This window comes from Sphingomonas immobilis (genome assembly GCF_030580995.1).
Taxonomy (GTDB): domain Bacteria; phylum Pseudomonadota; class Alphaproteobacteria; order Sphingomonadales; family Sphingomonadaceae; genus Sphingomonas; species Sphingomonas immobilis.
In genome coordinates, this window is record NZ_JAUQSZ010000002.1 from 189,732 (window position 1) to 203,195 (window position 13,464).

General features: G+C 67.9%; 17 protein-coding genes. 4 read left to right on the plus strand and 13 right to left on the minus strand.

From position 1 onward, the window contains the following. Positions 1-91 precede the first annotated feature (91 nt). A complete protein-coding gene (locus Q5H94_RS03945; protein WP_341850081.1) occupies positions 92-583 on the minus strand; it encodes a TlpA family protein disulfide reductase in 492 nt (163 codons plus the stop codon). A gap of 124 nt (positions 584-707) precedes the next feature. On the opposite strand from Q5H94_RS03945, the gene argH reads away from it, so the two are divergent. From argH to Q5H94_RS03965, 4 genes are read left to right on the plus strand one after another with little or no spacing between them, the layout of a single operon-like run. After that, complete coding sequence (gene argH, locus Q5H94_RS03950) at positions 708-2,075, plus strand: argininosuccinate lyase (protein WP_304560157.1); 1,368 nt, start codon at positions 708-710, stop codon at positions 2,073-2,075. Continuing rightward, positions 2,072-2,314 (plus strand): hypothetical protein, encoded by a 243-nt coding sequence (locus Q5H94_RS03955; RefSeq protein ID WP_304559924.1) that lies wholly within the window; start codon positions 2,072-2,074, stop codon positions 2,312-2,314. The genes argH and Q5H94_RS03955 overlap by 4 nt, the downstream gene beginning before the upstream one ends. Before the next feature lie 13 nt (positions 2,315-2,327). After that, positions 2,328-3,590: a diaminopimelate decarboxylase gene (lysA, locus tag Q5H94_RS03960; protein WP_304559925.1), complete on the plus strand. Its 1,263-nt coding sequence runs from the start codon at positions 2,328-2,330 to the stop codon at positions 3,588-3,590. Beyond that, positions 3,587-4,354 carry a precorrin-2 dehydrogenase/sirohydrochlorin ferrochelatase family protein gene (locus Q5H94_RS03965; protein WP_304559926.1) on the plus strand — a complete coding sequence of 256 codons (768 nt, stop codon included), beginning with the start codon at positions 3,587-3,589 and terminating at the stop codon, positions 4,352-4,354. Before lysA ends, Q5H94_RS03965 begins: the two co-directional genes overlap by 4 nt. A gap of 142 nt (positions 4,355-4,496) precedes the next feature. Here Q5H94_RS03965 and Q5H94_RS03970 read toward each other — a convergent pair whose 3' ends face one another. The 12 genes from Q5H94_RS03970 to Q5H94_RS04025 all read right to left on the minus strand — a co-directional run bounded on the left by Q5H94_RS03970 (position 4,497) and on the right by Q5H94_RS04025 (position 13,422). After that, positions 4,497-5,078: a response regulator gene (locus tag Q5H94_RS03970; RefSeq protein WP_304559927.1), complete on the minus strand. Its 582-nt coding sequence runs from the start codon at positions 5,076-5,078 to the stop codon at positions 4,497-4,499. A gap of 86 nt (positions 5,079-5,164) precedes the next feature. Continuing rightward, positions 5,165-5,560, minus strand: a complete 396-nt coding sequence (fliS, locus tag Q5H94_RS03975) for a flagellar export chaperone FliS (RefSeq protein ID WP_341850082.1) — start codon at positions 5,558-5,560, stop codon at positions 5,165-5,167. An 8-nt stretch (positions 5,561-5,568) separates the two neighbouring features. Then, the gene (fliD, locus tag Q5H94_RS03980) at positions 5,569-7,062 is read right to left on the minus strand and encodes a flagellar filament capping protein FliD (RefSeq protein WP_304559928.1); all 1,494 of its coding nucleotides are present in this window, start codon (positions 7,060-7,062) and stop codon (positions 5,569-5,571) included. Positions 7,063-7,123: 61 nt separating this feature from the next. Further along, positions 7,124-8,251 (minus strand): flagellar type III secretion system protein FlhB, encoded by a 1,128-nt coding sequence (gene flhB / locus Q5H94_RS03985; protein WP_304559929.1) that lies wholly within the window; start codon positions 8,249-8,251, stop codon positions 7,124-7,126. Beyond that, positions 8,251-9,030 (minus strand): flagellar biosynthetic protein FliR, encoded by a 780-nt coding sequence (gene fliR, locus Q5H94_RS03990; protein WP_304559930.1) that lies wholly within the window; start codon positions 9,028-9,030, stop codon positions 8,251-8,253. The genes flhB and fliR overlap by 1 nt, the downstream gene beginning before the upstream one ends. Beyond that, complete coding sequence (locus Q5H94_RS03995; RefSeq protein WP_304559931.1) at positions 9,027-9,296, minus strand: flagellar biosynthetic protein FliQ; 270 nt, start codon at positions 9,294-9,296, stop codon at positions 9,027-9,029. Before Q5H94_RS03995 ends, fliR begins: the two co-directional genes overlap by 4 nt. 4 nt (positions 9,297-9,300) lie before the next feature. Then, entirely contained in the window at positions 9,301-10,176 is an 876-nt protein-coding gene (fliP, locus tag Q5H94_RS04000) for a flagellar type III secretion system pore protein FliP (RefSeq protein WP_304559932.1), read from the minus strand. Next, on the minus strand, positions 10,173-10,445 hold the full coding sequence (locus tag Q5H94_RS04005; RefSeq protein ID WP_431312135.1) for a flagellar biosynthetic protein FliO: 273 nt from the start codon (positions 10,443-10,445) through the stop codon (positions 10,173-10,175). Before Q5H94_RS04005 ends, fliP begins: the two co-directional genes overlap by 4 nt. A gap of 9 nt (positions 10,446-10,454) precedes the next feature. Then, positions 10,455-10,745 carry a flagellar motor switch protein FliN gene (gene fliN / locus Q5H94_RS04010; RefSeq protein WP_304559934.1) on the minus strand — a complete coding sequence of 97 codons (291 nt, stop codon included), beginning with the start codon at positions 10,743-10,745 and terminating at the stop codon, positions 10,455-10,457. Beyond that, entirely contained in the window at positions 10,742-11,710 is a 969-nt protein-coding gene (locus Q5H94_RS04015; protein ID WP_304559935.1) for a FliM/FliN family flagellar motor switch protein, read from the minus strand. Before Q5H94_RS04015 ends, fliN begins: the two co-directional genes overlap by 4 nt. A 6-nt stretch (positions 11,711-11,716) precedes the next feature. Further along, a complete protein-coding gene (locus Q5H94_RS04020) occupies positions 11,717-12,337 on the minus strand; it encodes a flagellar basal body-associated FliL family protein (protein ID WP_304559936.1) in 621 nt (206 codons plus the stop codon). A gap of 17 nt (positions 12,338-12,354) precedes the next feature. Then, complete coding sequence (locus tag Q5H94_RS04025) at positions 12,355-13,422, minus strand: flagellar hook-length control protein FliK (protein WP_304559937.1); 1,068 nt, start codon at positions 13,420-13,422, stop codon at positions 12,355-12,357. Positions 13,423-13,464 lie beyond the last annotated feature (42 nt).

Genomic DNA, 13,464 nt, shown 5'->3' on the forward strand with positions numbered 1-13,464 from the left:
ACAGTTTTTGCACGCGGAGGCGCAGAGGCGCGAAGAGGCAGGGAGAAAAGCGCTACGCGCGGCTTGATTCTAACGCTCAAGTCGCGCTGCGCTACTTCGCTTCCGCCAGCAATGCTTTTGCGGTCGGCGTGGTCCAGTCCATGCCGCCTGCCATCCGCCACACCTCATGGCCGGTCGAATCGTAGAGGATGCTGGTCGGCAGGCTGGCGTTGAACCCGACGCTGAAGCCGAGCTTGCTGTCGAGATACGGCTTCAGATTCCTGAATCCCTTCGCCTTGAAATAGGCGTCGACGGTCGGCCGGTCCTTGTCCTGGCTGATCGTCGCGACCGTCATCGTCCCCGCCAGCGCGTCGAGCGTCGGCATCTCCGCCACGCACGGCCCGCACCACGTCGCCCACAGGTTCACGAGCACCGGCTTGCCCTTGAACGCGGCCAGCGTCATCGCCTTGCCGTCGGGCCCCTCGAACGACAGCGCGGGCGCGGCCTCGCCCTTGTGCCCGCGATCGAGCGCGCCGAGCGAATCGACCGCGACCTTCTCGCCCTCCTTGTGTGTGGGCTCCGCGGCGGGCGCGGGCGCCGTCACGTTGGCTTGCTCCCGCGCTTGCCCCTGCGCGGAGTCTTGCCTATCGCAGCCCCCTGCCAACGCGGTGAGCATCAGGAGCGGCACGATCGTCGAGCGGAAGGACATGGAAGGCGCATCCAATGCGATGTGGGGCGGCCGTTTCGCGGAAGGGCCCGCTGCCGTCATGCGCGAGATAAACGCCTCGATTCCCTTCGACAAGCGCCTCTGGAAACAGGATGTCGCCGGATCGAAGGCGCATGTCGCGATGCTGGGGGCGACCGGCATCGTCGCGCCCGAGGATGCCGCCGCGATCTCCGCCGGCCTCGATACCGTCGCGCAGGGCTATGCGGCGAACGGCGTCGCCGAGGATCTCGTCCTCGAGGACATCCACATGCAGAGCGAGGCGCGGCTCGCCGAGGCGATCGGGCCGGTCGCGGGCCGCCTCCACACCGCGCGCAGCCGCAACGATCAGGTCGCGACCGACTTCCGCCTGTGGGTGCGCGATGCGATCGATCAGGTCGAGACCGCGCTGACCGCCTTCCAGCACGCCCTCCTCACCCGCGCCGAGGAACATGCCGACAGCGTCATGCCGGGCTTCACCCACCTGCAGAGCGCGCAGCCCGTCACGCTCGGCCATCACCTGATGGCGTATTTCGAGATGATCGCGCGCGACCGCAGCCGCTTTGCCGACGCGCGCGTGCGCCTCAACCGCTGCCCGCTCGGCTCGGCGGCGCTGGCCGGCACCGGCTTCCCGATCGACCGCGAGATGACGGCGGCCGCGCTCGGCTTCGACGGCCCGACGCGCAACTCGCTCGACGCCGTGTCCGACCGTGACTTCGCGATCGAATATCTCACCGCCGCCGCCCAGACCGCGCTCCACCTCTCGCGCCTGGCGGAGGAGTTCATCCTCTGGGCGTCGCAGCCGTTCGGCTTCGTCAGCCTGTCGGATCAATGGTCGACCGGCTCGTCGATCATGCCGCAGAAGCGCAATCCCGACGCCGCCGAGCTGGTGCGCGGGCACAGCGGGCGCATCATCGGCTGCCTCACCGCGCTGATGATCACGATGAAGGGGCTTCCGCTCGCCTATTCGAAGGACATGCAGGACGACAAGCCGCCGGTGTTCGAGGCGCACGACCTGCTCGGCCTGTCGATCGCCGCGATGACCGGCATGGTCGAGAGCGCGACCTTCCGCACGCCCCGGATGCGCGCCGCCGCCGAGGCCGGTTTCTCGACCGCGACCGATCTCGCCGACTGGCTGGTCCGCGAAGGCGGTATCCCGTTCCGCGAGGCGCATCACATCACCGGTCGCGCGGTGAAGCGTGCCGAGGAGCTCGGCATCGCGCTCGACGCGCTGCCGCTCGAGGATCTCACCGCGATCGACTCGCGCATCACCGCCGGCGTCTATGATGTGCTATCGGTCGACGCATCGGTCGCGAGCCGCACCAGCTTCGGCGGCACCGCGCCCGCCAACGTGCGCGCGGCGATCGCCACAGCGCGGGAGGAAATGGCGTGAAGAAACATCTCGCGGCGCTCGCCGCCGTCTTGGCGCTCAACGCCTGCGGCTCGGTGACCAGCCTCAAGCCCGCGCAGGGCCAGTCGCTGCCCGTCGCCCCTTATGGCGCGACCGCCACGCCGACGCCAACCGAACTGCTCACGCCCGACAATCAGGCGCGGCCACAGCGCAGCGAAGATCTCCTCCGCAAGTCGGAAAGCCGCCGCGGCGACGATTTCGATCTGCCCCCTCCCAATTGATGGCTCGCTAAAGATGGATCATTTCGCGCTGGTCGACGGCGCCATGCAGTGCGAGGGCGTCCCCCTCCAGCGTATCGCGAACGAGGTCGGCACCCCCGTCTACGTCTATTCGGCGGCGACGTTCGAGCGCCACGCCCAGGTGTTCCGCGACGGTCTCGCGGGCGTGAAGCGCAAGCATCTCGCCTATGCGATCAAGGCCAATCCCAATCTCGCCGTTCTGCGCCTGCTGGCGAAGCAGGGCTACGGCGCCGATGTCGTCTCGCTCGGCGAGATGCAGCGCGCACTGGCGGCGGGGATGCCCGCGTCGGACATCGTCTTTTCGGGCGTCGGCAAGACGGTGGGGGAGCTCAGCGCCGCGCTCCACGCCGGGCTCGGCCAGTTCAACCTCGAGCTCGAGGAGGAGGGCAGCGTCCTCGCCGCCATCGCCGCCGATCGCGGGCTGGTGGCCGATGCCGTGCTGCGCGTGAACCCGGACGTGGACGCCGGCACGCACGCCAAGATCTCGACCGGCAAGGCGGAGAACAAGTTCGGCGTCCCGATCAGCGACGCGCGCGGCATCTTCGATCGCCTCGCACCGCTGGCAGGCCTCAACCTGCGCGGCGTCGCCATCCATATCGGCAGCCAGTTGTCGGAACTCGCCCCGCTGGAGGCCGCCTATCGCCGCATCGGCGCGCTGGTGCAGGAATTGCGCGCGGCCGGCCATGCGATCACCCATGTCGATCTCGGCGGCGGCCTCGGTGTGCCTTACAAGGAGGGTGACGTCTTCCCGAGTCCGGCCGAATACGGCGCGATGGTCGCGCGCGTCACCGATGGCTGGGACGTCGAATTGATGTTCGAGCCCGGCCGCGTCATCGCCGGCAATGCGGGCGTGCTGCTGACGCGGGTGATCTGGGTGAAGCCCGGCGCGGGCAATCCCTATGTCATCGTCGATGCCGCGATGAACGATCTCGCGCGCCCCGCCATGTACGATGCCTGGCACGATTTCGCCGCCGTCCGCCCGACGGGCGAGAAGATGATCGCCAACATCGCCGGCCCGGTCTGCGAAAGCGGCGACACCTTCGCGATGGGGCGCGAGATCGACGTCGTGAAATCGGGCGATCTCGCCGTGTTCCGCACCGCCGGCGCGTACGGCGCGACGATGGCGAGCACCTACAACAGCCGCGCGCTCGTGCCCGAAGTGCTGGTCAGCGGCGACAAATTCGCCGTGGTCGCCGATCGTATCCAGCCTGAAACCATCCTCGCGGCGGAGCGCGTGCCGGAGTGGCTGCAGGCGTGAGCCTCCCCGCGCTCCCGATCTTCGTATCGGTGGCGGGAAAGCCGGTGATCCTCGTCGGCGAAGGCGAAGCGGCTGACGCCAAGCGGCGGTTGCTCGAAAGGGCAGGGGCGCTCGTCGTCGGCGAGGAGGCAGACGCCCGCCTCGCCATCGTCGCGATGGAGAAGCCCGAGGCAACGGTCGCGCGGCTGAAGGCGCGGGGGCTTCTCGTCAACGCGACCGACCGCCCCGATCTCTGCGACTTCACGCTCCCCGCCATCGTCGATCGCGCGCCGGTGCTGGTGGCGATCGGCACCGGCGGCGCGTCGGCGGGGCTGGCGGCGGCGCTCAGGCAACGGCTGGAGGCGATGCTGCCCGCCAACCTCGGCGGGCTCGCCAGTGCCTTGTTCAAGGCCCGCACGGCGATGCGGGCCCGCTGGCCCGACGCGGGCGACCGCCGCCGCGCGCTCGGCGTGGCGCTGGCGCACGGCGGCGCGCTCGATCCGCTGCGCGAGTCGCACGACGTCGCGTCGTGGCTGGAGAGCGAGGGCGAGCCGGGGCCGGAATTTCACCACATCATCCTGCGCTCGGCGCATCCCGATACGATGATGGTGGGGCAGGCGCGCGCGCTGGCACTCGCCGACCGTGTCTATCACGCGGCCGACGTACCGTGCGTCATCCTCGATCGCGCGCGCGCGGATGCGCCGCGCATCATTTGCGACGCGCCGCCGGTCGAACCGGGGGCGGGCCTGTCGGTCTATCTCACGATGCGCGATCGCCGCGTCTAGGCGGCTGTCCTACACGCCGCCGATGTGCGACGGTCGAGGCTGGTCTTTGAAATCGTCGCGATCAGATCAATTTTGGAAACGATCGGCCCAGACATTTTCGATTCAGGCGTCAATCTGTCAAGCGGACTATAACTCAAGCGCGTTACGCGCCCAGCCGCTCGACCTGATCGTTGAGCGCCGCGATCGAGGCGATCAGGCGTGTGCGATCGACGCGGGCGGCGGCGAGCTCGGCGCGCGCCTCGCCCAGTTCCATCGCCCGCTCGGCGATGCGCGCGTCGAGCGCGGCGTTGCTCTTCTTGAGGTCGGCGATGCGCCGCATCCGCGCCAGCGTGCGCTCGATCCGGGCGGAGAGGATGTCGAAATCGACCGGCTTGGCGACATGGTCGTCGGCGCCGGCGGCCAGCGCCTCGACGGCGGCGGCGGGGTCGCTGCGCCCGGTCAGCATGATGACCGGCAGGTCCATCGTCTCGGCGCCGCTGCGGATCGCGCGCAGCACCTGCATCCCCGACATGCGCGGCATCACCATGTCCAGCAGCACGAGGTCGAAACCGCGCGCCGCGATCAGGTCCATCGCCTCCGCCCCGCTGTCGCACAGGACGGTCAGATAGCCGAGATGACTGAGCCTGCGCCCGACCACGCCGAGCGCCGTTCGGCTGTCGTCCACCGCCAGGATCGTGCGCACCGCGCGGCGCGGGGCGGGGGAGGCGGTTTCGGGAAAATCCATAGCGGCGCACTCGGCTGTTGTTACGCCGCGAAGCGTAGCGCGCCGGAGGTCACGATTTGGTTAATGTGCCGGAAACCACGATATGGCTATCCGCCGCGCACCGTGCGCCACGCCTCGGCGATCTCTTCGAGCGTATCGGCGACCTCGCGGAACGGGGCGGGATCGAAACCGATGCTCGCCTCGATGATCTGCCGCCGCGATCCCGCATAGAGCCGCGACAGAGTGTTGGCGACGTCGCCGCCCGCCTCGAAATCGAGCCCGGCCTCGAGCGCGAACAGGATCGCCGTCGCGCGCGTCACCTTCTCGCTGCGCATCGCCAGCTTGCGGTTCTCGACCGCCCAGGCGGCGCTGCGCAGAGCACGGATGCCCTCCTCGTACAGCATCTGCACGAGCGCGGGGCCGTCGGACGCGCCGGTGCGGCTCGATACGTCGATCTGGCGATAAGTGGCCTCGGGATTGCGGCCGAGCGGTGTGGCGTACATCGGCCCGATCAGCTCGTCTTGTTCCAGGCGGCGATCTGCGCCGTCAGGAACGTCTGCGTGGATTTGTACGCGGCGACCTTGGAATCCATCGCCGCGAACTGCTGCGTCAGGCGCGTCTTCATCGTCGTCGCGTCGTCGGCGGCCTTGGCCTCGGCATCGGTGACGGTCGTCTTGGCCTTGGTATAGGTCGCCTTGCTCGCGGCGAGGCCGTAGAGCGAACTGGTCGCGGCCTTGGAGATCGAGGCGAAGGCGGCGTTGAGACCGTTGCTGGTCGGGTTCGTGCTGGTGCTGGCGGCGAACATCGCCTCCACCGCGTCGGGATATTTGGCGAGTGCGGCGGCGAGCTGCGCCGCGTTGACGCTCAGCGATCCGTCGCGCGCCGTCGCCACACCGATGTCGGCCAGCGTCGTCGGCGCACCGGTGCCAGAGCTCGCGACCAGCGGCGTCGTCGTCAGGTTGCGCAGCGATCGCGACAGCGTGGCCGCCGCCACGTCGTTCTTGAGCGGGCCGTTGATGGGATCGAGATTGGTCTTCAGCGTCGACTGCGTCTCATTGAAGGTCGCGACGAAATTGTTGACCGCCGCCGACAATGCCGCCGTCGGCGTGCTGCCGCCGAGCGTGACGGGATTGCCGATCGAGGCCGAGTTGAGCTGCAGCTTCACGCCGTCGATCAGGTCGCTGACGGTGTTGCTGGCGCGCTCCACCGCGACGCCGTCGAGCTTGAGCTTGGCGTTGCCGGCGGCGCTGCCGATCGACGTCGCGGCGCCCTGGCCGGGGCCGACGTTGAGCTGCTGCAGTTCGGGGCTGTCGCCGGAGACGGTGAAGGCGGATGCCGTGCCGGTCGCGCCCTTCAGGCTGAGGCGCGCAGTGCCGTCGACATCGGTCACGACGGTGGCGGTGACGCCGGTCTTGGCGGCGTTGATCGCCTTGGCGATGCCGTCGAGCGTGTTGTTGGTGCTGTCGATCGTGACGTTGATCGCCTGCGCCGTGCCGGCGGTGAACGCCGTCATCGTGCCGCTGTTCGCATCGACCGTCGCGGTGCCGAGCGTGAAGGTCAGCGTGCCGGTGCCGACGACGGTGCTGCGGCTGGCGAAGCTGGTTTTGGTGGTGGCCGACTGCGCCGTGGCGATCTGCGTGACCTCGACCGTGGCGGAGAGGTTGGCGAGCTTCGCCCCGCTCAGCGCGGTCGCGCTCAGCACCGCGCTGTTCGAGCTGGTCGGCGAGCTGGCGAGCGATCCGCCCTTCACCAGCGCGTCGAGTGCGGAGGCGAAATCGGTGATGTTGCTCTGTACCGTCGCGACGGCGGAGATCTGCGCGGTGAGCGCGTCTTCCTTGGCCTTGAGCTGCTGGTTCTTGAGCGCGAACTGCGCCTGGACGAGGCCGGCGACGAGCGCGGTGGTATCGACGCCCGAACCGGTGCCGATCGTCTTGACGATGTCCGCGCCGCTGACCGTGGGCGTCGGTGTGGCGGTGCTCGTCGTGCTGCTCGTTGCATCGACCATCGAACGTGGATCCCTTCGGCGAAAGCCTTCGAAGAAGTAAACGACCCTTCGGCCGAAAAACTTAGCCCTGCTTCACACCATTTTCGTCGAATTTCGCGCTGTCCGGCACGATCACCGGCGGCGGGCTGCCGCCGGCCTGCTGGTTGAGGCCGAACACGAAGGCGAGGATCGTTGCGAGCGCCACGTACAGGTCGTCGCGGACCTCCTGGCCCTCGCGGCTGGTGTAGTAGACGGCGCGGGCGATGGCCGGATATTCGAGGATCGGCACGCGCGCCTCGGCCGCCAGCTCGCGGATGGCAAGGGCGGTGACGCCGCGGCCCTTGGCGACCACCACCGGTACCTGATCCTTGTCGCGGTCGTAGCGCAGCGCGACCGAGAAGTGCGTCGGGTTGGTGAGAATGACGTGCGCCTCGGCGACGGCGGTGCGCATGTTGCGCTTCGCCATCTGGTGCTGGCGCTGGCGGATCGCCTGCTTCGCCTCGGGCGAGCCCTCGGTCTCCTTGTTCTCGTCCTTGATCTCCTGCTTCGACATGCGCAGCTTGGCGAGCAGCTGGAACAGCGCGATCGGAACGTCCATGCCCGCGATCAGCGCCATCCCGCCCGCCATCGCGAACAGCACGCTGAGGAAGGTGCCGCCGAGCGAACTCACCGCCGTCTCGACGTCGGAGGAGACGAGCGCGATCGTCATGCTGCGGATCGACCACAGCATGTAGACGCCGATCGAGCCGAGCAGGATCACCTTGAGCAGCGATTTGCCGAGCTCGATCCAGCCCTTGGGTCCGAAGATGCGGCCGAGGCCTGACGCCGGGTTGATGCGCGATCCCTTGGGCGCGAACAGCGAGGCGTTGAAGGTCAGCGAGCCGAGGCCCGCCTGTCCGGCGATCGCGGCGACGATGGTCAGCGCGAACAGCGAGAGGATGGCGGGCGCGATCTGCCACCCGCTCGACGCGAGCGGCCGCCACGGCGAGAAATCCTCGATATCGGCGCGGCCGAATTCGAAGCTCGACATCATAAGCGCCTTGCACGCCGCGACCAGCGACGGCCCGAACATCGCGAGCCAGCCGCAACCGGCGAGAATGACGAGCGCGGTCGCGAAATCGCGCGAGCGAAGGACGTCGCCCTTTTCGGTGGCGTCGCGCTTGCGCTTCGCGGTTGGTGCTTCTGTCCGTTCGCCAAACTCGTCCGCCATCAGCCGAGCACCAGGTTGGACGTCGCGCGGAGCGATTCATCGATGATCACGAGCAGGTAATCGCCCATCGCCGGGAAGGCGATGGCGAGGCTGACGACGCCGACCGCGAGGCTGGCGGGCAGGCCGACCGCGAACAGGTTCAGCGCCGGCGCCGAGCGCGACAGCATGCCGACGATGAGGTTGAGGCACAGCAGCAGGAAGCCGACCGGCAGCGCGAGCAGCAGTCCGGCGGCAAAGGTGTAGCTGCCGAAAAAAGCGATGTTCTTGAGCTGGGCGAGGCTCAGCCAGGCGTGGCCGGGCGGCAGCGCGTCATAGCTCTTCACGATCATCTCGACGAGCAGCAGATGGCCGTTCATCGCCAGGAACAGGAGCGTCAGCATCATCGTGAAGAACTGGCCGAGCGCGGGCGTCGAGCGGCCGTTCTGCGGGTCGATCGCGGAGGCGAAGCCGATCCCCATCGACGTGCCGATCACTTCGCTGGCGATCAGCGGCGCGGCAAAGGCGATCTGCAGGACGAAGCCGATCGCGAAACCGACCAGCGCCTCGGCCGCGACGGCGAGGATCGTCGTCAGCGAGAAGATCTGCCCCGGCGGCACGATCGGATGCGCGGCGAGCACCAGCACGCCGATCGCGCCCGACAGCGACACGCGCACCACCACGGGAATGGAGACCGCGCTGAACACGGGTGCTGCGATGAAGGCCGCGCCGACGCGCACCATCACGAACAGCAGAGCCCAGAGTTGCGGCTCGATCGAGAGGCCGAAGCCGAGCGGGCTCATCGTACCAAGTCTGGAATCCGCTCGAAGATGCCGAGCGTGAAGTCGCTCAGCAGGCCGAGGATCATGCCGCCGAACACCATGATCGACACCGCGACCACCAGCAGCTTGGGGACGAACGACAAGGTCGCCTCGTTGATCGACGTCGCCGCCTGGATCATCCCGGTGAGGAGGCCGGCGAGCAGCGCGGGGATGACGATCGGGGCGGTGACGAGCGCCAGCACCCACATCGTCTGGTTCGCGACCGTCAGGAAATAATCTGCATCCATTACGCTAACTCACGAAACTGTTGGCAAGGCTACCCATCGTCAGCGCCCAGCCGTCGACCAGGACGAACAGCAGCAGCTTGAAGGGCAGGGATATGATCGTCGGCGACAGCATCATCATGCCGAGCGCCATCAGGACGGTCGCCACCACCAGATCGATGACGATGAAAGGCAGGAAGACGAGGAAGCCGATCTGGAACGCGGTCTTCAGCTCGGACGTGATGAACGAGGGCAGCAGCACCGAGAAGGGGATGTCGTTGGCGTTCTGGTACGGCCCGCTTTTGGCGATGCCGGCGAACATCGTGATGTCCTTCTTGCGGGTCTGCTTCGCCATGAAGCCGTGTAGCGGCAGCGCCGCCTTCTTGATCATCTCGGTCGCGCCGATCTTGCTCTCGGCATAGGGCTGGATCGCGGTCGTGTTCATCTCGTTGATGACGGGCGCCATCACGAAGAACGACAGGAACAGCGCGAGGCCGACGAGCACCTGGTTCGGCGGCGTCTGTTGCAGGCCGAGCGCCTGGCGCAGGATCGACAGCACGATGAGGATGCGCGTGAAGCTCGTCATCATCAGCAGGATGCCGGGCAGGATCGTCAGCAGCCCCATGATGATGAGGATCTGCAAGGAGAGCGACAGCGGCGCGTTGCCGCCGCCGAGATCCTTCAGCGCGCGGTCGACCGCGTCGCCCGCGCCCGGCGTGGCGGGCGGCGTCACGGCCGGAACCGCCGGCGCGGCTTGCGCGAACGCCGGATGCGCGACGATCAGTGCGAACACGATGCCGAGCAGGACGAGGACCACCTTGCCCCAGCCGAGCGGCTTGCGCTGCGCACCCGCGGCCCTGAACAGCGCCGGGCCGCTACCCGATCGCGTGACCTTCACGCTCATTTCGTGACCTCGGCATTAACCATATTTCCGCGATCGACGAGCGTCACGCCCTGGCGGCTGACGGAGACGAGCAGCTTGCGGCCCTCGAACTCCAGCACGGCGAGGCGCACTGTCGGCGAGATCATCATCGTCTCGGTGACCTTGAGCTGACGGTTGGCGGGCTGGCCGGGCATCCGCGCCTCGAGCCGGCGCCAAAGGTAGAGCGCGCCGATCATCAGGCCGCAGACCAGCGGCAGCAGAACGACCAGCTTGAGGATATACGACCACATCATACAGGATCAGGCTCGCTTCTCGGGGGAGACCAGCTCGGTCATGCGCACGCCGAAACGGTCGCCGACCATCACTACCTCGCCGCGGCCGATCAGCGTGCCGTTGACCAGCACGTCGAGCAGCTCGTTGGCGTGGCGATCCAGCTCTATCACGCTCGCCTCGCCAAGCGCGAGCAGTTCGCGCAGCGTCAGGCTGGTCGAGCCGATTTCCACCGTCAGCTTGACGTCGACGTCCTGCAGCAGCCGGAAATTGGCCGCTACCGCGCCGTCGGACGGAAATCCGCCGGTCATATCGTTCATTGCATTTCCCCGAATTCGTTTTGGCGGTGTTCGATGTTGCGGATGGCATTGAGGCGGATCGCCGCCTTGCCGTTGGAGGTGCCGACGGTGCCGCTGCCGAGCCGGTCCTTGCCGACCATCACCGGCACTTCGGTGCCGACCGTGATCGGAATGACGTCACCGGGCTTGAGGTCCATCAGCACCGAAAGCGAGATCATCGGCTCGGCCAGCACCGAGCGGATCGGGAAGCTGACCTCCATCGCAGCGCGGGTGAGGCCGGCGCGCCAGGCGGGATCGGGCTCGGCGGCCTTGTGGACCTTGCCGGTCAGCGAGGGCGCGAAGGGCTTCAGCGCCGACACCGGATAGATGATGTCGATGAACACCGGCTTGTGATGATCCGACGCGATGCCGAAGCGGGTGATGACGACGGCATCCTCGCTGTCGAAATCGGCCAGCATCGCGGGGTTCGCCTCGGCATGGCCGGGCGTGAAATCGATCCGGGCGAGCGGTTCCCAGGCGGCGCGCAGCGGCTCGGCCAGCATCGCGCCGATGCGCGCGGTCAGCGCTTCGGTGGCGGGGGTGAATTCGGTCGGCATCTCGTGCGGGGCGGCGCCCGACCCGCCGAAGAACAGGTCGAGCAGCTCCAGCAGGAACTTGCCGTCGATCACCGCGACCGCCTGTCCGGCCGCGCCCGTGCGATTGGCCGTGCCCATCGCCAGCGGCAGCCACGCCGTCAGCCCCTCGGGCCGCTCGGCGCGGTAATCAGTGAAGCGCTGCACCACCAGCGGCTCTGCCCAGCTGCGCAGTTCGCGGCGGAGCAGCGGCTCGAACACGCCGCGCATCCCCCGCGCGAGACGCGCCGAGAGATGCTGCAGCGTGTGCAGATCGCCGAACGGATTGAGGTTCGCCGATCCCAGCGTGCCGTGGTCGGCAGGCCGGGACCGGTCGCGCCGATCCGTTGCGGGTGATGAAGCGTCGTTAACCATGCCTCATCACTGAACAACAAAATTGGTAAAGTAGACGTTACCAATGCCGCCGAATCCTTCTTTTTGCTTCAGCGTGTCGTTGATGGATTTGACCAATCGCTTCTGGAGAATCTGCTTTCCTTGGTTCGTGAAGACCTGATCCTCCGTAGTGTCACTGAGGGTCATCAGGATGGCCGAACGGACCGCGATCTCGTTGGTTTTCAGGTTGGTGATGACGGTGTCGTCATACGGAGTCGAAATCGCGATGCCGACCTGGATGAAGTGGACGCTGTCCTGCAGGTTCGACGTGAACTCCTTGTCCATCGTATAGTAGTTGGAGGCGTACTGATCGCCACCCTGGCCGGGAGGGGGGGCTTCGCCGCCACCGCCGCTGCCGTGGCCCTCGCCGCCTTCGCCCGCTGCCGCCGAGATGCGCTTCTGCTCGCTCTTGGGGACGAGCTTGTAGCCGTTCTCGGCCTCTGCGCCGTGCTTGCCGCCGCCGAGCATGCCCGATGTCGCCGCATAGACGCCCGCGCCCACGCCGCCGCCGACGATCACGAGACCGCCGACGATGATGATGATCAGCTTCATCATGCCGCCCTTCTTCTTCGCGGGGGCGGCTTCCTTGTCGTCCTTCTTGTCACTCATCACTCAAACTCCTTGGATCATGCGAGGCGAGCGTCGTCGCCGGTCGTTTCGGTTGGGGTGGAAAGGCTGGCCGAGGCTGGCCGAAGGGCCTGTTGCGGCTGTTGCTGGAATTGCTGCCGGGCCGACTGGTCGTTGCCGGTGCCGGTCTGCACGCTGGAATCGGCGATCCGCACGCCGCGCGCATCGGCGAGCTCGACGAGCCGAGGCTGCGCCTCGGCGATCAGCGCGCGCGCATGTTCGGTATCGGTGGTGAAGTGGACGTGCAGCGCATCGCCCGCCCGCTTCACGGCGACGTCGACCCCGCCGAGTGCGTCGGGAATGAGGCGGATGTGCGTGTCGTTGGCATTGGCATCATCGCGCAGCGATTCGATGCGGTCGATCATGTGCTGCAGGCCCTGATCGCCCCGCAGGTCGAGCGGGACGTTCTTCGCGTCGCCGGTCGCCTGCACGGCGTGGCGAAGCACCGATTCCGTGGTGAGCGAGGTGGTCGCGGCGAGCGGTTCGAACACCGGCTTCTTGCGATCGTCGGTCGGCGGCTGGAGGAAGGTATCGATCGCGTCCTTGAGCGATGGCGTGGCCGCGACCGCTTCCGCGACCACGGGTGCCGGCGCGGCGAGCTTCGCGGCCTTGTCGGCCTGCGCGGCGGCTATCTTCTCGGCGGCGTTGAACATCGCGATGAGGCGGTTCGACGCGGCGGTGTCGCCGGCGATCTGTTCGAGCGTGTCGGGCTGGGCGGCGGCATCGGTCGCCTGCGTCGTGGCGGCGGCGATCTGCGGCTGCGCGGTGGCGGCCTGGGCGGACGCGGCGTCCGGCACCGGCGGCAGCGCGAAGGGCAGCCACATCAGGCGCGGGTCTGGCGCGTTGGGATCGGCGGCCTCGCCTTCGCCCGGCAAGCTCTTGCCGTCGTCGGCCTCGCCTTGCCGGTCCTCCGGCAAACCGTTCGCCGGCGTGGCGGCTTCCTGGCAGGCGTCGCCGAGCAGCGCGGCGAAAGCGGCGGGCGCACCGCTGCTGGTCGCCGACGCGGGCGCGGCGGACGTGGATGCTGGCTTGGATGCAGCGGTCGTGACGGGCGAAATGTCGGTCATCTGTTCCCCCGGGGCGGGTCGGTTGGGCGCCCCGCAGGGCAT

Bases quoted from the DNA above. Each gene is read 5' to 3' on its own strand.
- argH (WP_304560157.1), top strand. From the start codon at position 708: ATGTGGGGCGGCCGTTTCGCGGAAGGGCCCGCTGCCGTCATGCGCGAG.
- Q5H94_RS04025 (WP_304559937.1), bottom strand. From the start codon at position 13,422: ATGACCGACATTTCGCCCGTCACGACCGCTGCATCCAAGCCAGCATCC.
- Q5H94_RS03970 (WP_304559927.1), bottom strand. From the start codon at position 5,078: ATGGATTTTCCCGAAACCGCCTCCCCCGCCCCGCGCCGCGCGGTGCGC.
- Q5H94_RS04005 (WP_431312135.1), bottom strand. From the start codon at position 10,445: ATGTGGTCGTATATCCTCAAGCTGGTCGTTCTGCTGCCGCTGGTCTGC.
- fliN (WP_304559934.1), bottom strand. From the start codon at position 10,745: ATGAACGATATGACCGGCGGATTTCCGTCCGACGGCGCGGTAGCGGCC.
- flhB (WP_304559929.1), bottom strand. From the start codon at position 8,251: ATGGCGGACGAGTTTGGCGAACGGACAGAAGCACCAACCGCGAAGCGC.
- fliP (WP_304559932.1), bottom strand. From the start codon at position 10,176: ATGAGCGTGAAGGTCACGCGATCGGGTAGCGGCCCGGCGCTGTTCAGG.
- fliD (WP_304559928.1), bottom strand. From the start codon at position 7,062: ATGGTCGATGCAACGAGCAGCACGACGAGCACCGCCACACCGACGCCC.
- Q5H94_RS04015 (WP_304559935.1), bottom strand. From the start codon at position 11,710: ATGGTTAACGACGCTTCATCACCCGCAACGGATCGGCGCGACCGGTCC.
- fliR (WP_304559930.1), bottom strand. From the start codon at position 9,030: ATGAGCCCGCTCGGCTTCGGCCTCTCGATCGAGCCGCAACTCTGGGCT.
- lysA (WP_304559925.1), top strand. From the start codon at position 2,328: ATGGATCATTTCGCGCTGGTCGACGGCGCCATGCAGTGCGAGGGCGTC.
- Q5H94_RS03995 (WP_304559931.1), bottom strand. From the start codon at position 9,296: ATGGATGCAGATTATTTCCTGACGGTCGCGAACCAGACGATGTGGGTG.
- fliS (WP_341850082.1), bottom strand. From the start codon at position 5,560: ATGTACGCCACACCGCTCGGCCGCAATCCCGAGGCCACTTATCGCCAG.
- Q5H94_RS04020 (WP_304559936.1), bottom strand. From the start codon at position 12,337: ATGAGTGACAAGAAGGACGACAAGGAAGCCGCCCCCGCGAAGAAGAAG.